General features: G+C 63.9%; 16 protein-coding genes and 2 pseudogenes. 9 read left to right on the top strand and 9 right to left on the bottom strand.

The genetic code is table 11. The features are described from left to right. Positions 1–16 precede the first annotated feature (16 nt). Positions 17–2,212 carry a 3-hydroxyacyl-CoA dehydrogenase NAD-binding domain-containing protein gene (locus tag ACSQ76_RS05190; protein WP_437155715.1) on the top strand — a complete coding sequence of 732 codons (2,196 nt, stop codon included), beginning with the start codon at positions 17–19 and terminating at the stop codon, positions 2,210–2,212. Between the two features lie 85 nt (positions 2,213–2,297). On the opposite strand, the gene ACSQ76_RS05185 is transcribed toward ACSQ76_RS05190, so the two are convergent. Both ACSQ76_RS05185 and ACSQ76_RS05180 read right to left on the bottom strand, forming a co-directional pair. Continuing rightward, positions 2,298–2,960 (bottom strand): Hint domain-containing protein, encoded by a 663-nt coding sequence (locus tag ACSQ76_RS05185; protein ID WP_437155714.1) that lies wholly within the window; start codon positions 2,958–2,960, stop codon positions 2,298–2,300. Between the two features lie 175 nt (positions 2,961–3,135). After that, positions 3,136–3,780, bottom strand: coding sequence for a sulfotransferase family 2 domain-containing protein (locus ACSQ76_RS05180; RefSeq protein WP_437155713.1), 645 nt, complete (start codon positions 3,778–3,780; stop codon positions 3,136–3,138). A gap of 131 nt (positions 3,781–3,911) precedes the next feature. Between ACSQ76_RS05180 and ACSQ76_RS05175 the strand changes: the two genes are divergently transcribed. Both ACSQ76_RS05175 and ACSQ76_RS05170 read left to right on the top strand, forming a co-directional pair. After that, positions 3,912–5,534, top strand: a complete 1,623-nt coding sequence (locus ACSQ76_RS05175; RefSeq protein ID WP_437155712.1) for a long-chain-fatty-acid--CoA ligase — start codon at positions 3,912–3,914, stop codon at positions 5,532–5,534. 88 nt (positions 5,535–5,622) lie between these two features. Then, on the top strand, positions 5,623–6,648 hold the full coding sequence (locus ACSQ76_RS05170) for a hypothetical protein (RefSeq protein ID WP_437155711.1): 1,026 nt from the start codon (positions 5,623–5,625) through the stop codon (positions 6,646–6,648). 21 nt (positions 6,649–6,669) lie between these two features. Here the strand turns inward: ACSQ76_RS05170 and ACSQ76_RS05165 are convergent, their stop codons facing one another. From ACSQ76_RS05165 to ACSQ76_RS05145, 5 genes and pseudogenes are all read right to left on the bottom strand, one after another. Then, the gene (locus tag ACSQ76_RS05165; protein ID WP_437155710.1) at positions 6,670–8,145 is read right to left on the bottom strand and encodes an SPOR domain-containing protein; all 1,476 of its coding nucleotides are present in this window, start codon (positions 8,143–8,145) and stop codon (positions 6,670–6,672) included. 64 nt (positions 8,146–8,209) lie between these two features. After that, positions 8,210–8,842: a uracil phosphoribosyltransferase gene (gene upp / locus ACSQ76_RS05160; RefSeq protein ID WP_437155709.1), complete on the bottom strand. Its 633-nt coding sequence runs from the start codon at positions 8,840–8,842 to the stop codon at positions 8,210–8,212. A gap of 75 nt (positions 8,843–8,917) precedes the next feature. Beyond that, positions 8,918–10,104, bottom strand: a pseudogene (locus tag ACSQ76_RS05155) (phosphopentomutase). Continuing rightward, positions 10,101–11,408 carry a thymidine phosphorylase gene (locus ACSQ76_RS05150; RefSeq protein ID WP_437155708.1) on the bottom strand — a complete coding sequence of 436 codons (1,308 nt, stop codon included), beginning with the start codon at positions 11,406–11,408 and terminating at the stop codon, positions 10,101–10,103. Before ACSQ76_RS05150 ends, ACSQ76_RS05155 begins: the two are co-directional and overlap by 4 nt. Before the next feature lie 3 nt (positions 11,409–11,411). Continuing rightward, a complete protein-coding gene (locus tag ACSQ76_RS05145; protein ID WP_437155707.1) occupies positions 11,412–11,807 on the bottom strand; it encodes a cytidine deaminase in 396 nt (131 codons plus the stop codon). 152 nt (positions 11,808–11,959) lie between these two features. On the opposite strand from ACSQ76_RS05145, the gene ACSQ76_RS05140 reads away from it, so the two are divergent. Both ACSQ76_RS05140 and ACSQ76_RS05135 read left to right on the top strand, forming a co-directional pair. Next, positions 11,960–14,239 (top strand): NADP-dependent malic enzyme, encoded by a 2,280-nt coding sequence (locus ACSQ76_RS05140; protein WP_371931291.1) that lies wholly within the window; start codon positions 11,960–11,962, stop codon positions 14,237–14,239. A gap of 121 nt (positions 14,240–14,360) precedes the next feature. Next, positions 14,361–16,251, top strand: a pseudogene (locus ACSQ76_RS05135) (propionyl-CoA synthetase). A 3-nt stretch (positions 16,252–16,254) separates the two neighbouring features. Here the strand turns inward: ACSQ76_RS05135 and ACSQ76_RS05130 are convergent. Next, positions 16,255–17,022 carry an NAD kinase gene (locus tag ACSQ76_RS05130; protein WP_437155706.1) on the bottom strand — a complete coding sequence of 256 codons (768 nt, stop codon included), beginning with the start codon at positions 17,020–17,022 and terminating at the stop codon, positions 16,255–16,257. Positions 17,023–17,183: 161 nt separating this feature from the next. Here ACSQ76_RS05130 and glyA point away from each other — a divergent pair, with 161 nt between their 5' ends. Next, on the top strand, positions 17,184–18,491 hold the full coding sequence (glyA, locus tag ACSQ76_RS05125; protein ID WP_437155705.1) for a serine hydroxymethyltransferase: 1,308 nt from the start codon (positions 17,184–17,186) through the stop codon (positions 18,489–18,491). A 52-nt stretch (positions 18,492–18,543) separates the two neighbouring features. On the opposite strand, the gene ACSQ76_RS05120 is transcribed toward glyA, so the two are convergent. Beyond that, the gene (locus tag ACSQ76_RS05120) at positions 18,544–18,918 is read right to left on the bottom strand and encodes a hypothetical protein (RefSeq protein WP_437155704.1); all 375 of its coding nucleotides are present in this window, start codon (positions 18,916–18,918) and stop codon (positions 18,544–18,546) included. A 72-nt stretch (positions 18,919–18,990) separates the two neighbouring features. Between ACSQ76_RS05120 and ACSQ76_RS05115 the strand changes: the two genes are divergently transcribed. The 3 genes from ACSQ76_RS05115 to ACSQ76_RS05105 all read left to right on the top strand — a co-directional run bounded on the left by ACSQ76_RS05115 (position 18,991) and on the right by ACSQ76_RS05105 (position 21,727). Next, complete coding sequence (locus ACSQ76_RS05115) at positions 18,991–19,764, top strand: alpha/beta fold hydrolase (protein WP_437155703.1); 774 nt, start codon at positions 18,991–18,993, stop codon at positions 19,762–19,764. Between the two features lie 986 nt (positions 19,765–20,750). Beyond that, positions 20,751–21,038 (top strand): hypothetical protein, encoded by a 288-nt coding sequence (locus ACSQ76_RS05110; protein WP_437155702.1) that lies wholly within the window; start codon positions 20,751–20,753, stop codon positions 21,036–21,038. A gap of 122 nt (positions 21,039–21,160) precedes the next feature. Beyond that, positions 21,161–21,727 (top strand): REP-associated tyrosine transposase, encoded by a 567-nt coding sequence (locus tag ACSQ76_RS05105; RefSeq protein ID WP_437155701.1) that lies wholly within the window; start codon positions 21,161–21,163, stop codon positions 21,725–21,727. Positions 21,728–21,755 lie beyond the last annotated feature (28 nt).

The raw sequence follows: 21,755 nt of genomic DNA, 5'->3' as shown, positions 1-21,755 counted from the left end.
TACGAGGATTAGATACATGACTGATTTCACGATGGAAAAAGGCGCCGACGGCGTCGCGATCATCACTTGGGACACGGCTGGCAAGTCCATGAACGTGATGAACATGGAAGGCTGGCCCCTGCTGGAAAGCCTGGTGGACGACGCGCTTGCAGACGATGCGGTCAAGGGCATCGTCATCACCTCCGGCAAGGAAGGCAGCTTCGCCGGTGGCATGGACCTCAACGTCATCGCCAAGATGAAGGAAATGGCCGGCGACAACCCGGCGCAGGGTCTGATGGACGGGCTGATGAATATGCACTCCATCCTGCGCAAGATCGAGCGTGGCGGCATGGACGACAAGAACAAGGGCGGCAAGCCGATCGCCGCCGCCCTGCCCGGCACGGCGCTTGGCATCGGGCTGGAAATCCCGCTGGCCTGCCACCGCATCTTTGCCGCCGACAACCCCAAGGCCAAGATCGGCCTGCCCGAGATCATGGTGGGCATCTTCCCCGGCGCGGGTGGCACCACCCGCCTTGTCCGCAAGCTGGGCGCAATGGGCGCCTCGCCGCTCCTGCTCGAAGGCAAGCTGAACGATCCCAAGAAAGCCAAGTCCGCCGGCGTGGTGGACGAGGTCGTGCCCGCCGACGAGTTGATTGCAAAAGCCAAGGAATGGGTCCTTTCCGAGCCCAGCTTCGTCAAGCCGTGGGACGAGAAAGGCTACAAGATGCCCGGCGGCGCGCCCTATCACCCGGCAGGCTTCATGACCTTCGTCGGTGCCTCGGCCATGGTCAACGGCAAGACGCAAGGCGCCTTCCCGGCGGCCAAGGCGCTCTTGTCTGCTGTCTATGAAGGCGCGCTCGTGCCCTTCGACACCGCCCTCAAGATCGAGGCGCGCTGGTTCACCAACGTCCTGATGAACCCGTCCTCGTCGGCCATGATTCGCAGCCTTTTCATCAACAAGGAAGCGCTGGAAAAAGGCGCCAACCGCCCCGACGTGCCCGACCAGAAGGTCAAGAAGGTCGGCGTCATGGGCGCCGGCATGATGGGCGCGGGCATCGCGCTCGTGTCGGCCATGGCGGGGATGGAGGTCGTGCTGATCGACCAGAAACAGGAAGCCGCCGACAAGGGCAAGGCCTATACCGCCGACTACATGGACAAGGGCATCAAGCGCGGCAAGGCGACCGAAGACAAGAAGGCGGCGACGCTGGATCTCATCACCGCGACCACCGATTACGACGCGCTGAAAGGTGCCGACCTGATCATCGAGGCGGTGTTCGAGGACCCGGGCGTCAAGGCCGAGGTTACCAAAGAAGTGCTGAAGGTCGTGGGTGACGATTGCATTTTCGCCACCAACACCTCGACCCTGCCGATCACGGAACTGGCCAAGGCGTCGGATAGCCCTGAGCAGTTCATCGGCATCCACTTCTTCTCGCCCGTCGAAAAGATGATGCTGGTCGAGATCATCAAGGGTGCCGAGACCGGCCCGCGCGCCGTCGCCAAGGCGCTGGATTACGTGCGCCAGATCCGCAAGACGCCCATCGTCGTGAATGACGCGCGGTTCTTCTACTGCAACCGCTGCATCATCCCCTACATCAACGAAGGCATCCGCATGGTGGCCGAGGGCGTGACGCCCGCGCTGATCGACAACGCCGCGCGTCAGTTGGGCTTCCCGGTGGGTCCCCTGCAACTGGTCGACGAGACCTCGATCGACCTTGGCGCCAAGATCGCCCGCGCCACCAAGGCCGCGATGGGTGACGATTATCCCGACGGTGCCGTGGACGAGGTGATCTTCTGGATGGAAGGTGAGGACCGTCTGGGCCGCAAGTCCAACGCGGGCTTCTTCGACTATGACGAGAAGGGCAAGCGGCAGGGCTACTGGTCCGGGCTGGAGGAGAAGTACCCTCACGCCGAAGATCAGCCCGACCTGATCGAAGTGCAGCATCGCCTGATGTTCGCACAGGTGCTGGAAGCCGTCCGCGCGTTGGAAGAAGGCGTGCTAGAAGATATTCGCGAAGGCGACGTCGGCGCGATCCTCGCCTGGGGCTTCGCGCCGTGGTCGGGCGGTCCGTTCTCGTGGCTCGACATCATCGGCACGCCCTACGCGGCCGAACGCTGTGACGAGTTGACGTCCAAGTTCGGCGAACGTTTTACCACCCCGGACCTGCTGCGCGAGATGGCCGGGAAGAACCAGTCCTTCTACAAACGGTTTGGCACAGAGGCAGAAGCCGCGTAACCGCACCCCTTCGAGCAAAGGCAAAACCTGCGCGGCAAGGCAACCGCGCGGTTTTTTTCTTTAAGCTAAGACAAGCTGGCCGCCGTTAGGCCGGAACAGCCGCCGCCCAGATATCCTGCGGGGAGTTGCCGCAAACCGCGGCAATCTCGTCCTCGATCTGCGCGGCCAGGAACCGCGCCTCGTCCATCGACAGGACAGAATAGAAAGGGCGGGGTTCTTCGGTGAAGGCCGCGTCGATCATGTCCGCAAAGCCCGGGCAGAAGAACAGCGCGCCGTCCTCACCGAACACCACCTGGTCGGCGGCGAAATGCAGGACTACGACCTCCACATCGTCATCGGGCGGCGTGCGGGCGACACCGTAAAGCCCCTCGATCGCCTCGGCGGGGATCAGGGTGAAGGGATCGCCGTAGAGATCCTCAGCCGCGTCGCTTTCCACCATGATGTTCTGCCGCGGCAGCACGCGCATCACCTCGCGGTTGCCAAGCGCACCGACGGGCACCTCAAGCGGCCAGAATTGACGCGGACAATGGTCCTGTCCGCTCCACAGACGGATACGGCTGACCTTTGTGACTGTCTGAAGCCCCCCATCGAAGGTCAGAACCCTGTCGCCCTCTGCAATCGCCTCGACCGGGCGCCAGCCCATGCCGGTCGCCACTTTCGTGCCGGAAATCAGACCTGATTTGACTGCCGTCGCATCCGCGTTTTCGAAACTTTCGCGCGTCTCAGGCGTGGATTTCCATCCGAACATCGCTCTTTTCCCCTCATGGGCCGTTGGCAGACGGCATCAGCAGACCGATCCCATGTGGCGTGATTCTCGGGACGCTCCTTGGTCGAAAAAGTGGCACGATTAGGGCATTGTTTCCTTCGCGTGACCATTCGGGACGGCTCCTGACAACAAGGCTAAACCTTGAAACGAAAGCGGCTTAAAATTTGTAGCCGAACCTTTCGATATCGACTGCACACAGACGCGACACCAGTTCCGCGTCAGCCTCATTGTAGTAGCCGCGGTAATCCTGCGCGCGGTCCGACCGGTTCTCATACGGCAGGTCCAGCCGGAATCCCAGATGTGCCCACAACGGTGCGGCGTCTGCCTCGAAATGCTCCAGCCGGATATAAAGCTGCGCCTGCGGCTCGCCCTTTGCCGCGCGCATGTAGCTGGCGTAATCCGCGGCACGGATCGACGCCTGGATCTCCGCGGCGTTCAGAAACCCAGTGAAATCCGCGGCTCTGGCGCGGGCTACGGCGGGATGGTCGAAGGTCTGAACCCGCAACCAGTGGTAATAGCTGACCATCCTGTCCCAAGGGTTGCGCACCAAGGTGAAGCACAGGGCCTGCGCCACGAAGTCAGGCGACACCAGCCCGTCGATATCCGCCAGCGTCGAATGCTTCCACAAACGTCCAGCGGTTTGCGCATCCTTGATCCGACGCCGCCTCTTCTTCGCTTTCGGCGTGTCGCCGATCAGGATGTCGTCCCGCATCGCCCGCCCTTCCAGGGCCAGCGCCAGGGAGGTGCCCCCCGTCTTCGGGATATGCACGAAGATATATTTGCGGCCCGGCGAGATAATCATGGAAGGACGCTAGGCCATAGGGGATGCCTTGGAAAGATTGCCGCAAGTGCGAAACAGCTTTGCGTTCGGCCGGGAAATACGCGATACCTCCTGCCGATCAGAACATACGCTTTCACGAAAGGAAGTCTGGCATGGGTTGGATGAAAGACGAGACCGGGCTTGGCCGGAACCCCGCCAACTACGTCCCGCTGACGCCGCTGTCGCACCTGCGTCGCGCCGCGCACGTGTTCCCCGACCACGATGCGGTCGTCTACGGCACTTTTCGCAAGACCTATGCCGAGTATTACGAGCGCGCGACGCGTCTTGCCTCCGCCCTCCAGAAGCTTGGCATCGTCCCCGGTGACGTTGTGGCCACGCTCCTGCCCAACATCCCCGCACATGCCGAGGCGCATTTCGGCGTGCCGGCCTCCGGTGCCGTGTTGAACACGATCAATACCCGCCTGGAACCTGACACCATCGCCTATATCCTCGACCACGGCGAGGCCAAGGTCGTTCTGATCGACCCGCAGTTCCTGCCCGCCTGTGCCGCAGCGATCGAGATGATGGAGGGCCCTGCCCCCACCCTGATCGAGGTCCCGGATGACGAGGCCGGTGTAAAGGCTTACGGCGACTACATGCTATACGAGGATTTCCTCGCCACGGGCGATCCGGCCTTCAAGTGGATCATGCCCGAAGACGAATGGGAAAGCCTTGCGCTCAACTACACCTCCGGCACAACCGGGCGGCCCAAGGGCGTGGTCTACAGCCATCGCGGCGCCTACCTGCTAACCACGGGCGTCGCGGTCACCTGGCCGATGCCGCGCCACGCGCGCTACCTGACCATCGTCCCGCTGTTTCACTGCAACAACTGGAACCATACGTGGATGATGCCGATGGTCGGCGGCACCGTGGTGTGCTGCCGCGACATCACCGCGGCCAATATCTATAACGCCATCGCCGATGAGGGTGTCACCCATTTCGGTGCGGCCCCCATCGTGCTCAACATGATCGTCAACGCCAAGGACGAAGAGCGCCGCGAATTCGACCACGCGGTCAATGTCTTTACCGCCGGCGCGCCGCCCCCCGCCGCCACCCTGCGCGCAATCGAGCCGCTGGGCTTTGACGTGACGCAGGTCTACGGCTTGACGGAAACTTATGGCCATGTCACCGAATGCCTGTGGCACGATCGCTGGAACGACCTGCCCGAGGACGAACGCTACGCCATCAAGGCCCGCACCGGTATCCTCATGCCCTTCATGGAAGATATCACCGCGCTGGACCCCGAGACGATGGAACAGGTTCCCATGGACGGCGAAACCCAGGGCGAGGTGATGATCAAGGGCAACGCGGTGATGAAAGGTTATCTCAAGAACCCGAAGGCTACCGAAGAGGCCTTCCGCGGCGGCTATTTCCACTCCGGCGATATCGCCTACCAGCACGAGGACGGCTACCTCAAGATCGCCGACCGCGCCAAGGACATCATCATCTCGGGCGGCGAGAACATCAGCTCGGTCGAGGTCGAAGGCGCATTGATGATGCATCCCGCCGTGCTGCTGTGCGCCGTGGTGGCCATGCCGGACGAGAAATGGGGCGAGGTGCCCTGCGCCTTCGTCGAGGTCAAGGACAGCGCCACGGTCACCGAGGACGACCTGATTGCTTTCTGTCGCGAGCGGCTGGCCGGGTTCAAATGCCCCAAGAAAGTGGTGTTCGAGGAACTGCCCAAGACTTCCACCGGCAAGATCCAGAAGTTCGAACTTCGCAAGGCGTTCAAATAGGCGCGGCGTCATCGGCAATTGCCCGCGCGCGGGTCGGCGTGATATGCTTGCCCGAACGCGCTAACGAGGCAGAGCAGGCCCACGCGACATGACGGCGTTGAGCGAATACGAACGGCTGGAGGCCTCCGGCCTGTGGCGGGCGTCCCCGGACGCGCAGCGCGTCGATGTCTACGTCTCTCTCGGTGATGCCACGCTGACCATTCTTGACAGGCGTGAACGGCCCCTCACCCACTGGTCGCTCGCCGCCATCGCGCGGGCCAATCCCGGCAAACGACCCGCGCTCTATCATCCCGACGGCGACGCGAGCGAGGTTCTGGAACTGGACGACGACGCGTCCGAGGTTATCGACGCCATCGAAAAACTTCGCACCGCCGTGGACCGGGCCCGCCCGCGTCCGGGCCGGCTTAGGCTGGTGATGTTCTTGGGCAGCCTCGCGGCCGTGGCGGCTCTATCGACCCTTTGGTTGCCCGGCGCGTTGCGCGACCACGCCACCAAGGTCCTGCCGCAGGTCACCCGCGACGAGATCGGCCAAGCCCTGCGCCACCATATCGAACGGGTCACCGGCCCGGCCTGTGATGGCCCGGACGGCCGCCGCGCCCTTTCGGAACTGGGCAACCGGCTCCCGGCCGGAGACGACCCCGGCACTCTGGACGTGATGCGCGACGGCGTGAAAGGCGCGGTCGCCCTGCCCGGCAAGACCATCCTGTTGGACCGCGCCCTCGTCGAGGATTTCGAAGAGCCCGACGTGCTGGCCGGTTTCATCGTCGAGCAACGTATGCGCGCAAGTGTCCATGATCCCATCGATGCCCTGCTGCAACATGCCGGAACGTGGGACAGCCTCCGCCTGCTGACCACCGGCGATCTGCCCGAGGATGTCCTGTCGGACTATGCCCGGCACCTTCTGACACGCAAGCAGGAGCCGCTGCCCGTCGAAACGTTGCTGAACGGATTTGAGAGCTGGTCGGTGCGGTCGACGCCTTATGCCTATGCTCTGGACGTCACCGGCGAGTCCACGCTCGGCCTGATCGAGGCGGATCCGTTCGCCAGCGAAGCACCGCCGCCGATCCTCAGCGATGCCGACTGGATCAGGCTGCAAGGCATCTGCGGCAGCTGAGGCCACCACAGAACGCACCGATCATTTTCGCAAGTAGGCGTTGGGATATCCCGCGCGACGTACGGCCCGCATGCCTGCCTGAAGCTGTGCCTGCGTCTCAAAAGGACCCACCACCACCGAGGAATAGCGCTCGCGCTTGTGGGTGGTCTTGCCCATCCGGGCAGGAAGCCCCGCATTGGCGAGCCTCTGTGCAGCACTTCGCGCCAGGTTCGGTTCGCTGAAGATGCCGACCTGCACATAGCGATGGCTGGCCGCCTTGGCCGCCGATCTGGGTGCCGAGGACCGTGTGGAAACCGTGGGCTTCACGGCTTCGCTGCGAGGAGCGGTCTTGGCGACGTTACGAGTCCGCTTGACGGAACGCACCTGCCCATCACCGCGGCGCACGACAGTGATCGGATCGGGCACCATCCGGCCTCGCGTGGCGATGATCACACCCGCTGCCCGTTGCTGTTCAAAGCTGGTATAGGGGTATTGCAGACCCGGAAAGTTGTGCGTCACCTCGCGCCCGGTGCGGCGGTCCATAAGGCGGCGCGGCACGGTTTTGGTCCAGGTGACCTCCATCATCGCCTTGCCGGCGAAGGTCTGGTGGGCGCGCCGCGGGTTCAGGCGGTCATCCTCCCAGACCGGCTGATAGCCCTCGGGGACGTAGACGCCGCGCGTGCTGCTGACTTGCCTTTCATAGACGTGCCGCGGCGCCACGCGCACGGGCGGCGACGGCACCTCCCGCGGGGTCACGACTTGGCCGGGCTGCACCACATACACGGGCGCGGGCACGGGCGCGGACCGCGTTTGCGGCGCCGGGGCCGCCGTCACGACCCGGATCGCGGTGCCGGTGCCGGACCCGCCGGAAATGATGTTGGCGTGCGGTGCGGTTTGCGGCCCACAGCGCACGGCGAGGCCCTGCTTGTTTTGCATGTAACGTTGCGACAGTGCGCTGACGCCTTGGCAGGCGGGCTGGCTCTGCACCACGCGTTCAGCCTTCGGGGCGGGCTTCGGCGCAGGTTTCGGCGCGGTCGCCGTCTTGGGCGAGACCGTGATGATTTTGGGGGAGGTTGCGGCCGTGCTGGGCGCAGCCGGCTTCGACGCAGGTGCAGGGCGCATGACTTTCTTCGGCGCAGTGGCCACGCGCCTGGTCGTCGGGGCCGGCTTCGGTGCCGCGGCAGGCTGTTGCGGAACGGTGATAACCTCGGGCTGCCGTGCAGCCGGTTGCGCCGGGGCGGGCCGCGCCGATGCGGTCGCGGTACCGGCACCCAAAGACGGCTTGAACCCGCAAATCACCTTGCGGCCCCGCGTCACGCGCGGCACCCAGGTCACGTTGCCGTCGATGCCCGCGCGGATGAACACGCATCCCCGGCTGTCGACATATTGCCGGCCGGTGTAGCTCGCCGGTGGAAACTCCGCCGGAACCCTCGCACCCGAATCACTCTGCGCGACGGCCTCGCCGTGCGCTAAAGTCGCGGCGATTGCAGCTATCGCCAGAACACGCGTCAGTCTCATTTTGCCCCCAAGACAGATGGGGAAAGAGTGCCTTAATATCCTCTCTGAGTAAACAGCAATTAGCCTATTTGGTGCCGAACATCCGATCGCCCGCATCACCTAGACCCGGCAGGATATATCCGATGTCGTTCAGCCGCTCGTCCAGCGCCGCCGTCACGATGGGCACATCCGGATGCGCCTCCTTCATCCGGGCCACACCCTCGGGCGCGGCCAGCAGGCACAGAAACCGGATATCCGTAGCACCCGCCTCTTTCACCATCTCGACTGCCGCCGCCGAGGAATTGCCAGTGGCCAGCATCGGATCGACGAGAATGGTCAGCCTTTTACCCAACTGCTCGGGCACCTTGAAATAGTATTTCACCGGCTTCAGAGTCTCCTCGTCGCGGTACAGCCCGACGAACCCAACGCGGGCTGACGGGATCAGCTCCAGCATGCCGTCAAGCAACCCGTTGCCCGCCCGCAGTATCGAGATCAGCGCCAGCTTGCGCCCCGCCAGCACGGGCGCGTCCATCTCCTGCAACGGCGTTTCGATGGTCTGCGTGGTCATCTTCAGCTCCCGTGTGACCTCGTAGGCCAGCAACTGGCTGATCTCTCGCAGAAGCTGCCGGAACACGGCGGTTGGCGTGTGCTTGTCGCGCATCAGGGTCAGCTTGTGCTGCACCAGGGGGTGGGTCACGACGGTCAGGTGCTCTTTCATCTCGGCTCCGTTCGGCAAGGCAGGTATGGGCTGAACTGTTCTTTCCAGAAAAACCCGCGAAGGGCAACGCAGAGGTCAGGGAAGAAAAGACCGCCCCGGTCCACGCTCCGCCAATCCAAGATGTGCGGCCACGCTCGCGGCCACATCGACGAAATCCACGATCCCGGCCTCATGCGCCCCGACCCCGGCCGCCAGCACCGGCACCCGTTCGCGCGTGTGGTCGGTGCCCGGCCAGGTGGGGTCGTTGCCGTGATCGGCGGTGATCAACATCAGGTCGCCCGGTCGCAGGAGCGACAGGCATTGGCCGATCCCGAGGTCGAACCGCTCCAGCGCCTCCGCATAGCCTTTCACGTCGCGCCGGTGCCCGTACTTGCTGTCGAACTCGACGAAATTGGCGAATGTCAGGCTGCCCTCGGCCGCCACGACCACGGCCTCCTCCAGCTCTTGCATCAAAGCCGCATCGCTGCCGGTCGTCACGTCGTCGATCCCTTGCATCGAGAAAATGTCGCCTATCTTGCCGAGACCGTGCACTTGTCGCCCCCCGCCTGAGCCCAGTCGCACAAGGTCGGCGCCGGCGGCGCCATGGCAAAGTCCTTGCGCCGTCCGGTCCGCTCGAACCCATCGCGTTCCGAGCCAACGAACGGGCGCGCGATGACACGCCCTACGCCCATGTCGTGCAAGATCGGCGCGATCGTGCGGCACAGGTCCAGCAACCTGTCGAGTCCGAACCGGACTTCGTGGGCGGCAACCTGGAACACGCTGTCGGTCGAGGTATAGCAGATCGGCCAGCCCGTGCGCATATGCTCTGCGCCAAGCGCCTTCAGGATCTCCGTGCCCGAGGCGTGGCAATTGCCGAGGATGCCGTCCACCCCCGCGGCCTTTCGCACCGCCGCGACCAGCGCCTCGGGAAAGGCCGGCACCTCTTGCGGAAAGACATGCCACGCAAACGGTACCGGCACCCCGGCCAGTTCCCAATGCCCGGTCGGCGTATCCTTTCCCGGCGAAATTCCTTGCGCCGCACCCCAGCATCCTTCGGGCGCCGCGCCAAGCCCCGGCGCCGCCGCGCCCGAGGCCAGCGCCACCGCCGCTCCAAGCCCCTGCCGGTCAAGGTTGGGCAGACTCAACCCGCCCGGTCGCGCCTGCGCGATATGGCCGAGCGTGTTGGCGCCGGTATCGGGAACAATCCCGTTGAAGAACCTGTCGGCATCCGGCGCCCCGCCGATACCCACCGAGTCCATCACCACCAGAAAGGCGCGACTCATGGCCCGACACGCTCGATCACCAGAGGGCTCTCCGCAGGCGCAGCCGGCCCGATCTCGATCGCGCGGCGCACGATGGCCTCAGCGATATCGGCATGGGCCGCCCGGCTGGCATGAATGCGCAACAAAGGCTGTCCCGCGATCACCTCTGCGCCCAGGGTCAGAATGTCGGACAGGCCCACCGCCGGGTCGATCCGGTCGGTTTCAACCTTGCGACCACCGCCGAGCGCGATTACCGCGTGGCCCAGCGCCTCGCCGTCAATCGCGGCGACAAAACCCGGCGCCTGTGCCGGGACCTCGCGGATGATGGTCGCCTCGGGCAGGAACCGCTGCCACGTATCGACGAACTGAACCGGCCCGCCCAGGGCGCGCAGCATCCGACCAAAGGTCTCTGCCGCCTGCCCGTTCTTCAACACGTTCAGCACCTGGCGCACGCCGCTTTCCGGACTGTCGCACAGACCGCCATGATACAGCGCCTCGCCGCCCAGATAGCAGGTCAGCTTCGCCAGCCGCCCCTCGACCGTTTCGGTCAGGACGCGCATCGCCTCGGCCACTTCCACCGCGTTGCCTGCCGAGGGCGCAAGGGGCTGGCTCATATCCGTGATCAGCGCGCTGCACCTGCATCCGGTCGCGTTCGCGGTTTCGACCAGCGATCCGGCCAGCGACCGCGCCGCGTCCAAATCCTTCATGAACGCGCCCGAGCCCTGCTTGACGTCCAGCACCAGCCCCGTCAGCCCCGCCGCCAGCTTCTTGGACAGGATCGACGCGGTGATCAGATCCACGCTTTCCACCGTGCCCGACACGTCCCGCACCGCGTAAAGCCGCCGGTCCGCCGGGGCGATCTCGGCGCTGGCCGCGGCGATCACGACGCCGAGCTCCTCGACAATCCTTTGCAACCGCCCGGTCTCCAACTCGGTCGAAACGCCCGGAATGGCCTCCAGCTTGTCCAGCGTTCCCCCGGTATGGCCCAGCCCGCGACCCGAGATCATGGGCACCGCCGCGCCGCAGGCCGCCAGCGCCGGCGCCAGCACCAGGCTGATGCAATCGCCGATCCCTCCGGTCGAATGCTTGTCCAGAACGGGGCGATCGGTGCGCCACTGCAATATCCGCCCGCTGTCGCGCATCGCCAGTGTCAGCGCACGGCGGCTGTCGGGCGCAAGCGATTTCAGCAGGACCGCCATGGCAAAGGCCCCGGCCTGCGCATCGCTCACGCCGCCATCGGCCAGACCGCTCACGAAACCTTCGAGGGCCTCGTCAGATACCGCGTCACCATCGCGTATCGCCGCTATGACCTGTCGTGCTTCCAACGCTCAGCCGTTCGCCATGTGTTTGGTCGCAAATGCGCCGGGCAGCAGGTCCTTCAGGGCCCGCGTCTCACTTGCGCCGCCCAGTGTGGCCATCGTGACCGGCGTGTCCCCGCCGCCGAATTCCGCCAACTTCTGTCGGCACCCGCCGCAGGGCGTCACCGGTTCGGGGCTGTCGGCAATGACCACGATCTCTGCAATTTCGGTCTCGCCCGCAGCCACCATCGCGGCAATGGCCCCAGCCTCGGCGCAAGTGCCTTCGGGATAGGCAACGTTCTCGACGTTGCACCCGGCGAACGTCCGACCGTTGCGCGTCGTCAGAGCGGCCCCGACCTTGAAGCCCGAATAGGGCGCATAGGCATTCTCCCGCACGCGCCGCGCCTCGTCCAGCAAACTCATCACGCCTCCCGGTCTGTTGCCCGCATCCTCGCTCTTTTGAGATTGCGTCGCCACGCCCCGATATGCAAGCTAACTGTGGCCCGGCACCAACAGGGCTGGAACATCCGGCGGATACAATATAGTTTAGCCTTAAACTATTTCCTCAGAGGGACCTTATGGCCGATAATTCGAACGAAACCCTGCGCCAGGCAGCGCTGACCTACCACGAATTTCCAAAGCCCGGCAAACTCGAGATTCGTGCGACGAAACCGCTGGCCAACGGCCGCGACCTGGCCCGAGCCTATTCGCCCGGCGTTGCCGAGGCCTGCCTCGAAATCAAGGCGAACCCGAACGACGCCAGCCGCTATACCGGTCGCGCCAACCAGGTTGCCGTGGTCACCAACGGCACTGCCGTCCTCGGCCTTGGCAATATCGGCGCGCTGGCCGCCAAACCGGTGATGGAGGGCAAGGCGGTCCTGTTCAAGAAGTTCGCCAATATCGACTGTTTCGACCTCGAACTGGACGAGCAGGACCCCGAGCGCCTGGCCGAGATCGTCTGCGCGCTGGAGCCGTCCTTCGGCGCCATCAACCTCGAGGACATCAAGGCGCCCGACTGTTTCATCGTCGAAAAGATCTGCCGCGAACGCATGAACATTCCGGTCTTTCACGACGACCAGCACGGCACCGCCATCGTCGTTGGGGCGGCGGCCACCAACGCGCTGCACGTCGCCGGCAAATCCTTCGAGGACATCAAGATCGTCTCCACAGGTGGCGGCGCTGCCGGCATCGCCTGCCTCAACCTGCTGCTGAAACTGGGCGTGAAGCGCGAAAATGTCTGGCTCTGCGACATCCACGGCCTCGTCTACGAGGGCCGCACCGAGGACATGAACCCGCAAAAAGCCGCCTTCGCGCAAAAGACCGACCTGCGCACGCTCGACGATGTAGTCGAAGGGGCCGATCTGTTTCTCGGCCTTTCCGGTGCGGGCATTGTGACGCCCGAGCATGTTTCCCGCATGTCCGACCGCCCCATCATCCTGGCGTTGGCCAACCCCGTGCCCGAAATCATGCCCGACGAGGTGCGCAAGATCGCGCCCAATGCGATCATCGCAACGGGCCGCAGCGATTTTCCGAACCAGGTCAACAACGTGCTCTGCTTTCCGTTCATCTTCCGCGGGGCGCTGGACGTGGGTGCGACCGACATCAACGACGCCATGCAGATCGCCTGCGTCGAGGCCATTGCCGAACTGGCCCGCGCTACCACTTCAGCAGAGGCTGCCGCCGCCTATCAGGGCGAACCGATGAATTTCGGACCCGATTACCTGATCCCCAAACCCTTCGATCCGCGGCTTTCCAGCGTCGTACCCACCGCCGTCGCCAAGGCCGCAATGGACTCGGGCGTGGCCGCGCGTCCGATCGAGGATCTGAACGCCTATTCCGCCAACCTCCAGGCCTCGGTCTTCAAGTCGGCAATGCTGATGCGCCCGGTCTTCGAGGCCGCGGCCACCGCTGCCCGCCGGATCGTCTTTGCCGAGGGCGAGGACGAGCGCGTGCTGCGCGCCGCGCAGGCGATCCTTGAGGAAACGACCGAGCTCCCGATCCTGATTGGCCGCCCCGACGTGATCGCCGCGCGCTGCGAACGGATCGGGCTGGAGATCCGCCCCGACAAGGATTTTAGCATCGTGAACCCGGAACGCGACCACCGCTACCGCGACTACTGGGCCACGTATCATGACATCATGAAACGGCGCGGTGTCACCCCCGACCTCGCCAAGGCAATCATGCGCACCAACACCACCGCCATCGGCGCCATAATGGTCTACCGCGAGGAGGCCGACTCGCTCATCTGCGGCACGTTCGGCGAGTATCGCTGGCATCTGAACTACGTCACGCAAGTGCTGGGCGACGCCGATCATCACCCGCACGGCGCGCTCTCGATGATGATCCTCGAGGACGGCCCGCTGTTCATCGCCGACACCCACGTACGCGTTCGCCCCACGCCCGAGGAACTGGCCGAAACGGCCATCGGCGCAGCGCGCCACGTCAAGCGGTTCGGGTTGGAACCCAGTGTCGCCTTCTGCTCGCAGTCGCAGTTCGGCAACCAGGGCAGCGATTCCGGCAAGCGCCTGCGCGAAGCGCTCGAAATCCTTGACCGCGCGCCGCGCAATTTCTGCTACGAGGGCGAGATGAACCTCGACGCCGCACTCGACCCCGATTTGCGGCAGCGCTTGCTGCCCGACAACCGTATGGAAGGCGCCGCCAACGTGCTGCTCTTCTCCAACGGCGACACCGCCTCAGGCGTGCGCAACATCCTCAAGATGAAGGCCGGCGGGCTGGAGGTCGGGCCGATCCTGATGGGCATGGGCAACCGGGCGCATATCGTGACCCCGTCGATCACCGCGCGCGGGCTCCTCAATATGGCGGCCATCGCGGGCACGCCGGTGGCACATTACGGCTGACGCGCCAGCATATTCCCTTCGCAGGGCGGCTTGCGATATTGTGACACGGGCCGCCGGGACAGTCTTGTCTCGGCGCGTTGCCCTGGCGTAAACGATGCGCGAGGACCGTGGAGGGGATACAATGGCATACAAAGACATTTACGAAGGTTGGAAAGCCGATCCGGAAGGCTTCTGGATGCAGGCCGCCGAGGCGATCGACTGGGAGGAGAAACCTTCCAAGGCGCTGTTTGATGACAAGCCCCCCTTCTATGAATGGTATAGCGACGGCAAGGTGAACAGCTGTTTCAACGCCGTTGATCGCCACGTCGCGAGCGGACGCGGCGACCAGGTGGCGATCATCCATGACAGCCCCATCACCGACAGCGTAACCAAGATCACCTATGCCGACCTGAAAGACCGCGTCGCCAGCCTCGCCGGCGCTCTGCGGGCCAAGGGCGTCGAAAAGGGCGACCGCGTCATCATCTACATGCCCATGGTTCCCGAGGCGCTGGAGGCCATGCTGGCCTGCGCCCGGATCGGCGCGATCCACTCGGTCGTCTTCGGCGGTTTCGCGGCGCACGAACTGGCCGTGCGGATCGACGATGCGAAGCCCAAATGCATCATCGCCGCCTCCTGCGGGCTGGAGCCGGGCCGTGTCGTCCACTACAAGCCCCTGCTCGACGGCGCCGTGGACCAGGCCACGCACAAGCCCGACTTCTGCGTGATTTTCCAGCGCGAGCAGGAAACAGCCCCTCTGACAGAGGGCCGCGACGTTGACTGGCACGATTTCCAGAAAGGCACCGAGCCTGCCGACTGCGTCCCGGTCGAGGGCAACCACCCTGCCTATATCCTTTACACCTCCGGCACCACCGGTGCGCCCAAGGGCGTCGTCCGCGCCACGGGCGGCCATCTCGTGGCGCTGAACTGGAGCATGAAGAACATCTACAACGTCGATCCCGGCGACGTGTTCTGGGCCGCGTCCGACGTCGGCTGGGTCGTGGGACACAGCTATATCTGCTATGCGCCGCTGATCCACGGCAACACCACCATCGTGTTCGAGGGCAAGCCTGTCGGCACCCCCGATGCCGGCACCTTCTGGCGCGTCATTGAAGATCACAAGGTGAAGTCCTTCTTCACCGCGCCCACCGCCTTCCGCGCCGTGAAACGCGAGGATCCGCATGGCGAGTACCTGAAGAAATACGACCTCTCGAATCTGAACGCTATCTACCTCGCGGGCGAACGTGCCGACCCCGACACCATCGAGTGGACACAAAAGATGACCGGCAAGCCGGTCTATGACCACTGGTGGCAGACCGAAACCGGCTGGACCATCGCCGGCATGCCCGCGGGGATCGAGGCACTGCCGGTCAAGATCGGCTCGCCTACCGTGGCGATGCCCGGCTACGACATCCAGATCCTCGACGATGCGGGCCACCCGGTCGCGCCCGGCACGCTGGGCGCCATCGCGATCAAGTTGCCCCTCCCCCCGCGGCACCCTGCCCACGCTCTGGAATGCCGAGGACCGTTTCCGCAAAAGCTATCTCGACCATTTCCCCGGCTATTACGAGACCGGCGACGCCGGCATGATCGACGAAGACGGCTATGTCTGGATCATGGCGCGCACCGATGACGTGATCAACGTCGCGGGTCACCGCCTGTCTACCGGCGGGATGGAAGAAGTGCTGGCCAGCCACCCCGACGTGGCCGAATGCGCAGTAATCGGCGTCAGTGACGAACTCAAGGGGCAACTGCCCGTCGGCTTCGTCTGCCTGACGAAGGGCGTCGACCGTCCGCACGAGGAGATCACCGCCGAATGCGTCAAGCTGGTGCGCGACCAGATCGGCCCGGTCGCCGCCTTCAAGCTGGCCGTCGTGGTGGACCGCCTGCCCAAGACCCGCTCGGGCAAGATCCTGCGCGCCACCATGGTCAAGATTGCCGACAGCCAGGATTTCAAGATGCCTGCCACGATCGACGATCCGGCCATTCTGGACGAGATCCGCGATGCGCTGCAAACCATCGGACTGGCGAAGTAGGGTTTAGCTGAACTGCTCCCGCAACAGCCGTTCCTCCAGCCCGTGGCCCGGATCGAACAAAATTCGGTGCTGAATGGTGGGATCGGACCGCACCTCGACCGACAGGACATCGCGGATCGAACTGCTGTCCGCATCCGCCATCACCGGCCGCTTGCCGGGGTCCACCACGTCGAACCGCACATGCGCGTTCTTCGGCAACAGCGCCCCGCGCCAGCGCCTTGGTCGGAAGGCCGCCACCGCCGTCAGCGCCAGAACGTCCGACCCGATCGGCAGGATCGGTCCGTGTGCGCTGTAGTTATAAGCCGTCGATCCGGCGGGTGTCGCCAGAAGGCAGCCATCGCAGCTCAGCTCTTCCAGCCGCAACCGTCCGTCCACCGTAATCCGCAGCTTGGCGGCTTGGGGCCCCGCCCGGAGCAAGGACACCTCGTTGATCGCCAAAGCTTCGTGCGTGCGCCCGTCCTTGTCGGTGGCCGACATGAACAGCGGGTTAATAACCTCTTCCTCGGCTTCCTCCAGCCGCTCCAGCAGGTCCGATTCGCTGTATTCGTTCATCAGGAAGCCGACTGTGCCGCGATTCATCCCGTAAACCGGCTTTCCCAGCTTCTGAACCGCATGCAGTGTCTCCAGCATGAACCCGTCGCCGCCCAACGCGACGATCAGGTCCGCCTTCTCCGGCTCGGCATGATCGAACCGCGCCGCGAGGGCTGCACGGGCCGTCTGCGCTATGGGCATATTGCTGGCGACAAAGGCGATTTTCTGCGGATTGCCCATTTTGGCTACCTTGATTTGTTCTGGATGTTGATCGAAGCATAAATCGCGCCCTCGTACCAGCGATGCCGGTCCGCGGGCCGCATGTGTCGTATTACCGCCTTCCAAAGAGACGGTGTTTCCGATACGAAATCGCCTGGCTCGCAATGTGGAGGACATCACCAATGGCGCACGACGGAAATCAAGATTTTGTTTCAGAAGGCTTTTTCACGGAATCGCTGGCGTCTCGCGACCCCGATATCGCTGAAGCCATCCAAAAGGAATTGGGTCGCCAACGCGACGAAATCGAATTGATCGCATCGGAAAATATCGTCTCCGCCGCCGTGATGGAAGCGCAAGGCAGCGTGATGACCAACAAGTACGCTGAAGGCTATGCCGGCCGACGCTACTATGGCGGGTGTCAGTTCGTTGATATTGCCGAGGACCTGGCGGTCGAGCGCGCGTGCAAGCTCTTCGACTGCGGCTTTGCCAACGTTCAGCCCAACTCGGGCAGCCAGGCCAATCAGGGTGTGTTCACCGCCCTGCTGCAACCCGGCGACACCATCCTCGGCATGAGCCTCGATGCAGGCGGCCACCTGACCCACGGCGCTGCGCCCAACCAGTCGGGCAAGTGGTTCAATGCGGTGCAATACGGCGTGCGCAAGGAAGACAACCTGATCGACTACGACCAGGTCGAGGCCCTGGCCAAAGAACACCAGCCCAAGCTGCTGATCGCCGGTGGTTCGGCCGTGCCGCGCCAGATCGACTTTGCCCGGATGCGCGAGATTGCCGACATGGTCGGGGCCTACCTGCACGTGGACATGGCCCACTTCGCTGGCCTCGTCGCGGCGGGTCTGCACCCCTCGCCCTTCCCGCACGCGCACGTGGCCACGACGACCACGCACAAAACCCTGCGCGGCCCGCGCGGCGGCATGATCCTCACCAATGATGAGGCGCTGGCGAAGAAGTTCAACTCCGCCATCTTTCCCGGCATCCAGGGCGGTCCCCTGATGCACGTGATCGCCGCCAAGGCCGTCGCCTTCGGCGAGGCGCTTCGGCCCGAGTTCAAGTCCTACATCCAGCAGGTCATCACCAACGCGCAGGCGATGAGCGACCAACTGATCAAGGGCGGGCTCGACACCGTGACCCACGGCACCGACACCCATGTCCTGCTCGTGGACCTGCGGCCCAAGGGCGTCAAGGGCAACGCGACCGAGAAATCGCTGGGCCGTGCGCACATCACCTGCAACAAGAACGGCGTTCCGTTCGATCCGGAAAAACCCACCGTCACCAGTGGTATCCGCCTTGGCTCGCCCGCCGGCACGACGCGCGGTTTCGGCGAAACCGAGTTCCGGCAGATCGCCGACTGGATCGTCGAAGTCGTCGATGGGCTTGCCGCCAATGGCGAGGAAGGCAACAGCGACGCCGAGGCCAAGGTCAAGGCCGAGGTCGCGGATCTCTGCGCCCGCTTCCCGCTGTACCCGAACCTCTGATTTCGGTCTGAACGCACCTGGAACCCGCGTAAGCCCTTGCTCGCGCGGGTTTTTATATGATCCCCTGCCAGCGCAACGCGAACAGCACCAGCGCGCCCAGGATCAGCAGGTTGAACACCAGCCCGGCCAGCCAATGGATCAGCCGGCTGCGCCGCCGATCAGCCGCATCGATGGTATTCAGATGCGTCTCCAAAGCCTCGAACGCCTTTTCTACACGCGCCTCATCGACCTGGGTGGCCAACCGCGGATGCGACAGTTTCCGCTCCGCGTCCACAAGGTACCGGCCGTCTTCCCGGAGGCGCTTGGGCAATATCCGCCCGGCGCGGCGCAACCGCGTGCCAAGGGTCTTGCCCCGAAGCCCCAGCTTTTCGTAAAGCTGCTTTTCAAGCGCCTCGCGCCGTGTACCAAATTGTTTGCGATCAATCACTTAAGCCACCCCTCGGCAGCGCACATTAGGCGCAATTGAATGCGGGAGCAATGGCGTGTATTGGCTTGAGCCATGCTGAACGTCATTCACCACACCTCGGACGGCAATGCACCGCCGCTTCTCATCGCCCACGGGCTTTATGGCTCTGGGCGAAATTGGGGCGTCATCGCCAAGCGGCTGTCCCACCGTGGCCCGGTCATGGCCGTCGACATGCGCAACCACGGCACAAGTCCTTGGTTTTCCACGCATTCCTATCATGACATGGCCGCCGATCTCGTCGAGGTGATCGAGGCCGAAGCAGACGGGCCGATCGACGTGCTGGGCCATTCGATGGGCGGCAAGGCGGCGATGGTGCTGGCGCTGACCCGGCCCGACCTTGTGCACCGGCTGATCGTGGCCGACATCGCGCCGGTCAGCTATGGCCACAGCCAGGCTCAGTATATCGCCGCGATGCGCGGCGTGGACCTGTCGCAGGTCACCAAGCGGTCGGACGCCGAAGCACAGTTGAAAGGCGTCGTGGATGACCCGGCGCTGATCCCGTTTTTCACGCAATCGCTTGATGTAAAAGAGAAAAAATGGCGTCTCAACCTCGATGCGCTCGAGGCCGAGATGCCGAAAATCCTCAGCTTTCCCGAAATGGACAGCCGCTTCGACGGCAAGACGCTGTTCCTCTCCGGCGCGAACTCCGACTATGTCGCGCGGGAGTACCGAGCCCGCATCAAGGAGCTGTTCCCCGACGCCACCTTCATCAAGATCAAGGACGCGGGTCACTGGCTGCATGCCGAGCGGCCGCGGGAGTTCGAATCCGCCGTGCGCGGCTGGCTGGAAAATACCGCGTCGGTATAGCGTCGGTATCCGGGTGGTATCGCGTCGGTGCCGCGTCACCCGGCGCAGCGGGGATGGCAGGGCTGCTTCGCCTCGACCCGCGACGCTCACGGAGCCTGTGGCCGATTTGCGAAGATATGGTGAAATTTGATCGCCGCGCCGCCAGATATGGTTGACCGGCGGCAAACAGCGCTATATCGCAGAAGCACAGGTGTTAGACGCGGTAGCATCACTGACAACGGGGTCCGGCGGCCATTGGCCACGGACCCCGTTCGCATTCCGACCTACTGCCATTCGGCGCATCGGATGATGAAAAGGCGCCAGGTGCTCAGACGCGGTCCTTGCATCGCGGGGGTCACCCCGCACCCTGACGCCTTTGCCGAACCGACCACCCCAGGGGGCATCCGGCCCAGCTTTGCCGCAGGCCTCACAGAGGCCCTTGGCGATCCCGCCGCCGGAAGGCAGCGACACCGTTCCACACCCGTCGCCGGGCGTGGCCGCCTCAAGATCCGAAGACCTCCTGGCCACGGACAAGGGGCACGCCCCTGCCCGCCTGCATCGACCCGGCGATACGCGGTTCGTTCTGCCCCGAAGGACGTGAACGTTTCCGGCATCGGCCTGAGCCGGCTTGAGCGGTCGTTAAGGCCCAAAGGCCCCCGTTTCCACCCGCGCCGGCCCCGAGGGGCCTTTGCGACGCTGCGCTGGGTCAGCGACCCGTTGCAGTCATTCAAATGACACACCCGAAACCATGTTCGGGCAAGAAAAAACTATCGCGGCATCGAAATTTCTTGGGGATAACCTGTTGATATTGCGCCGGGAATTCCTGTGGATAAGTCTCGAAACCTTAATGTTTTGGCTGCTTTGCTCCGGGCTAACTGCAATCGTGACGGGAGCAGGTGCGCTTAGGCGGTTTCTGCAGTTGCAAATTTACCTTTTTTGGAAAATTGACTCAGAAATGCGCGACTCACGTGATATGCTGTCCGGACATATCACCAGGGTGGGGACCCATGTTTAAAACATCTTTGTGCGCCGCCACGGCGGCATTTCTCGTTATGGCCGACACTGCCAAGGCCGATACCTACATCCTCGTCAGCTGCTATCGCGGACCATGGAACGAAGTGATCTGGGACAAGGCGAACCCGAACTTCGTCGATTCGCTGGTCAGCGCGGGCTACAGCGAGCAGGAAGCGGCCAGCGTCGCGAACTACATCTGCCGCGACCCGCGTCTCGTGAATAATCCGATCGCCCTGGCGAAGGAAGTCCGTTCCGCAATGGCCAACGCGCCGCGTGGGTGAGGGACGGTCCGGACGCGGCTCTTCAAACCGTCCGGGCGACGGTTTGAAGCGCGAACGGGCGGAGCCTAGGGAATAGGCCGGGCGGTAACGCCCTGCGTCCGATTCGTGCCGCCGTAGGGTGGGTGAAAACCCACGCGTGCCGAACCGTTATGCCGGGTGGGTTTTCACCCACCCTACACGGTTTCTTAACCTCGGCGCGGAACGGTGGGCGCATGCCCAGGTATCGACGCCTCTATGTTCCCGGTGGGACGTACTTCTTCACCGTCACACTCGCCGACAGATCGGCGACGACCCTGACCGACGAGATAGGTCTTTTGCGGTCGGTCTATGCCTCCGTCACCGCGCAACATCCCCTGCATTGCGATGCCATGGTCGTTCTGCCGGATCACATTCATGCGGTCTGGACGCTGCCCCCAGGCGACGATGATTTTTCAACAAGGTGGAAAAAGGTCAAAGGTTTGTTTTTACGTCATTGTTCGGCGACCGGTTTCGCCAACCAGAGCAGGCGGCGGAAAGGCGAAAGAGGTATCTGGCAGCGGCGTTTCTGGGAACATGCGATACGCGATGATGCGGACTTTGTCGCGCATGTGAATTATTGCCATTTCAACCCGGTGAAACACGGATTGGTCGACCGCCCCGAGGATTGGCCCTATTCGACGATACATCGAGATATCCGCGCCGCCGCGTAGGGTGGGTGAAAACCCACGTGTTTTGGAA

This window comes from Roseovarius sp. B08, from assembly GCF_051417955.1.
Lineage (GTDB): Bacteria > Pseudomonadota > Alphaproteobacteria > Rhodobacterales > Rhodobacteraceae > Roseovarius.
The sequence above is the reverse complement of the archived record's forward strand: the minus strand, read 5'-3'. Positions and strand labels throughout refer to the sequence as shown.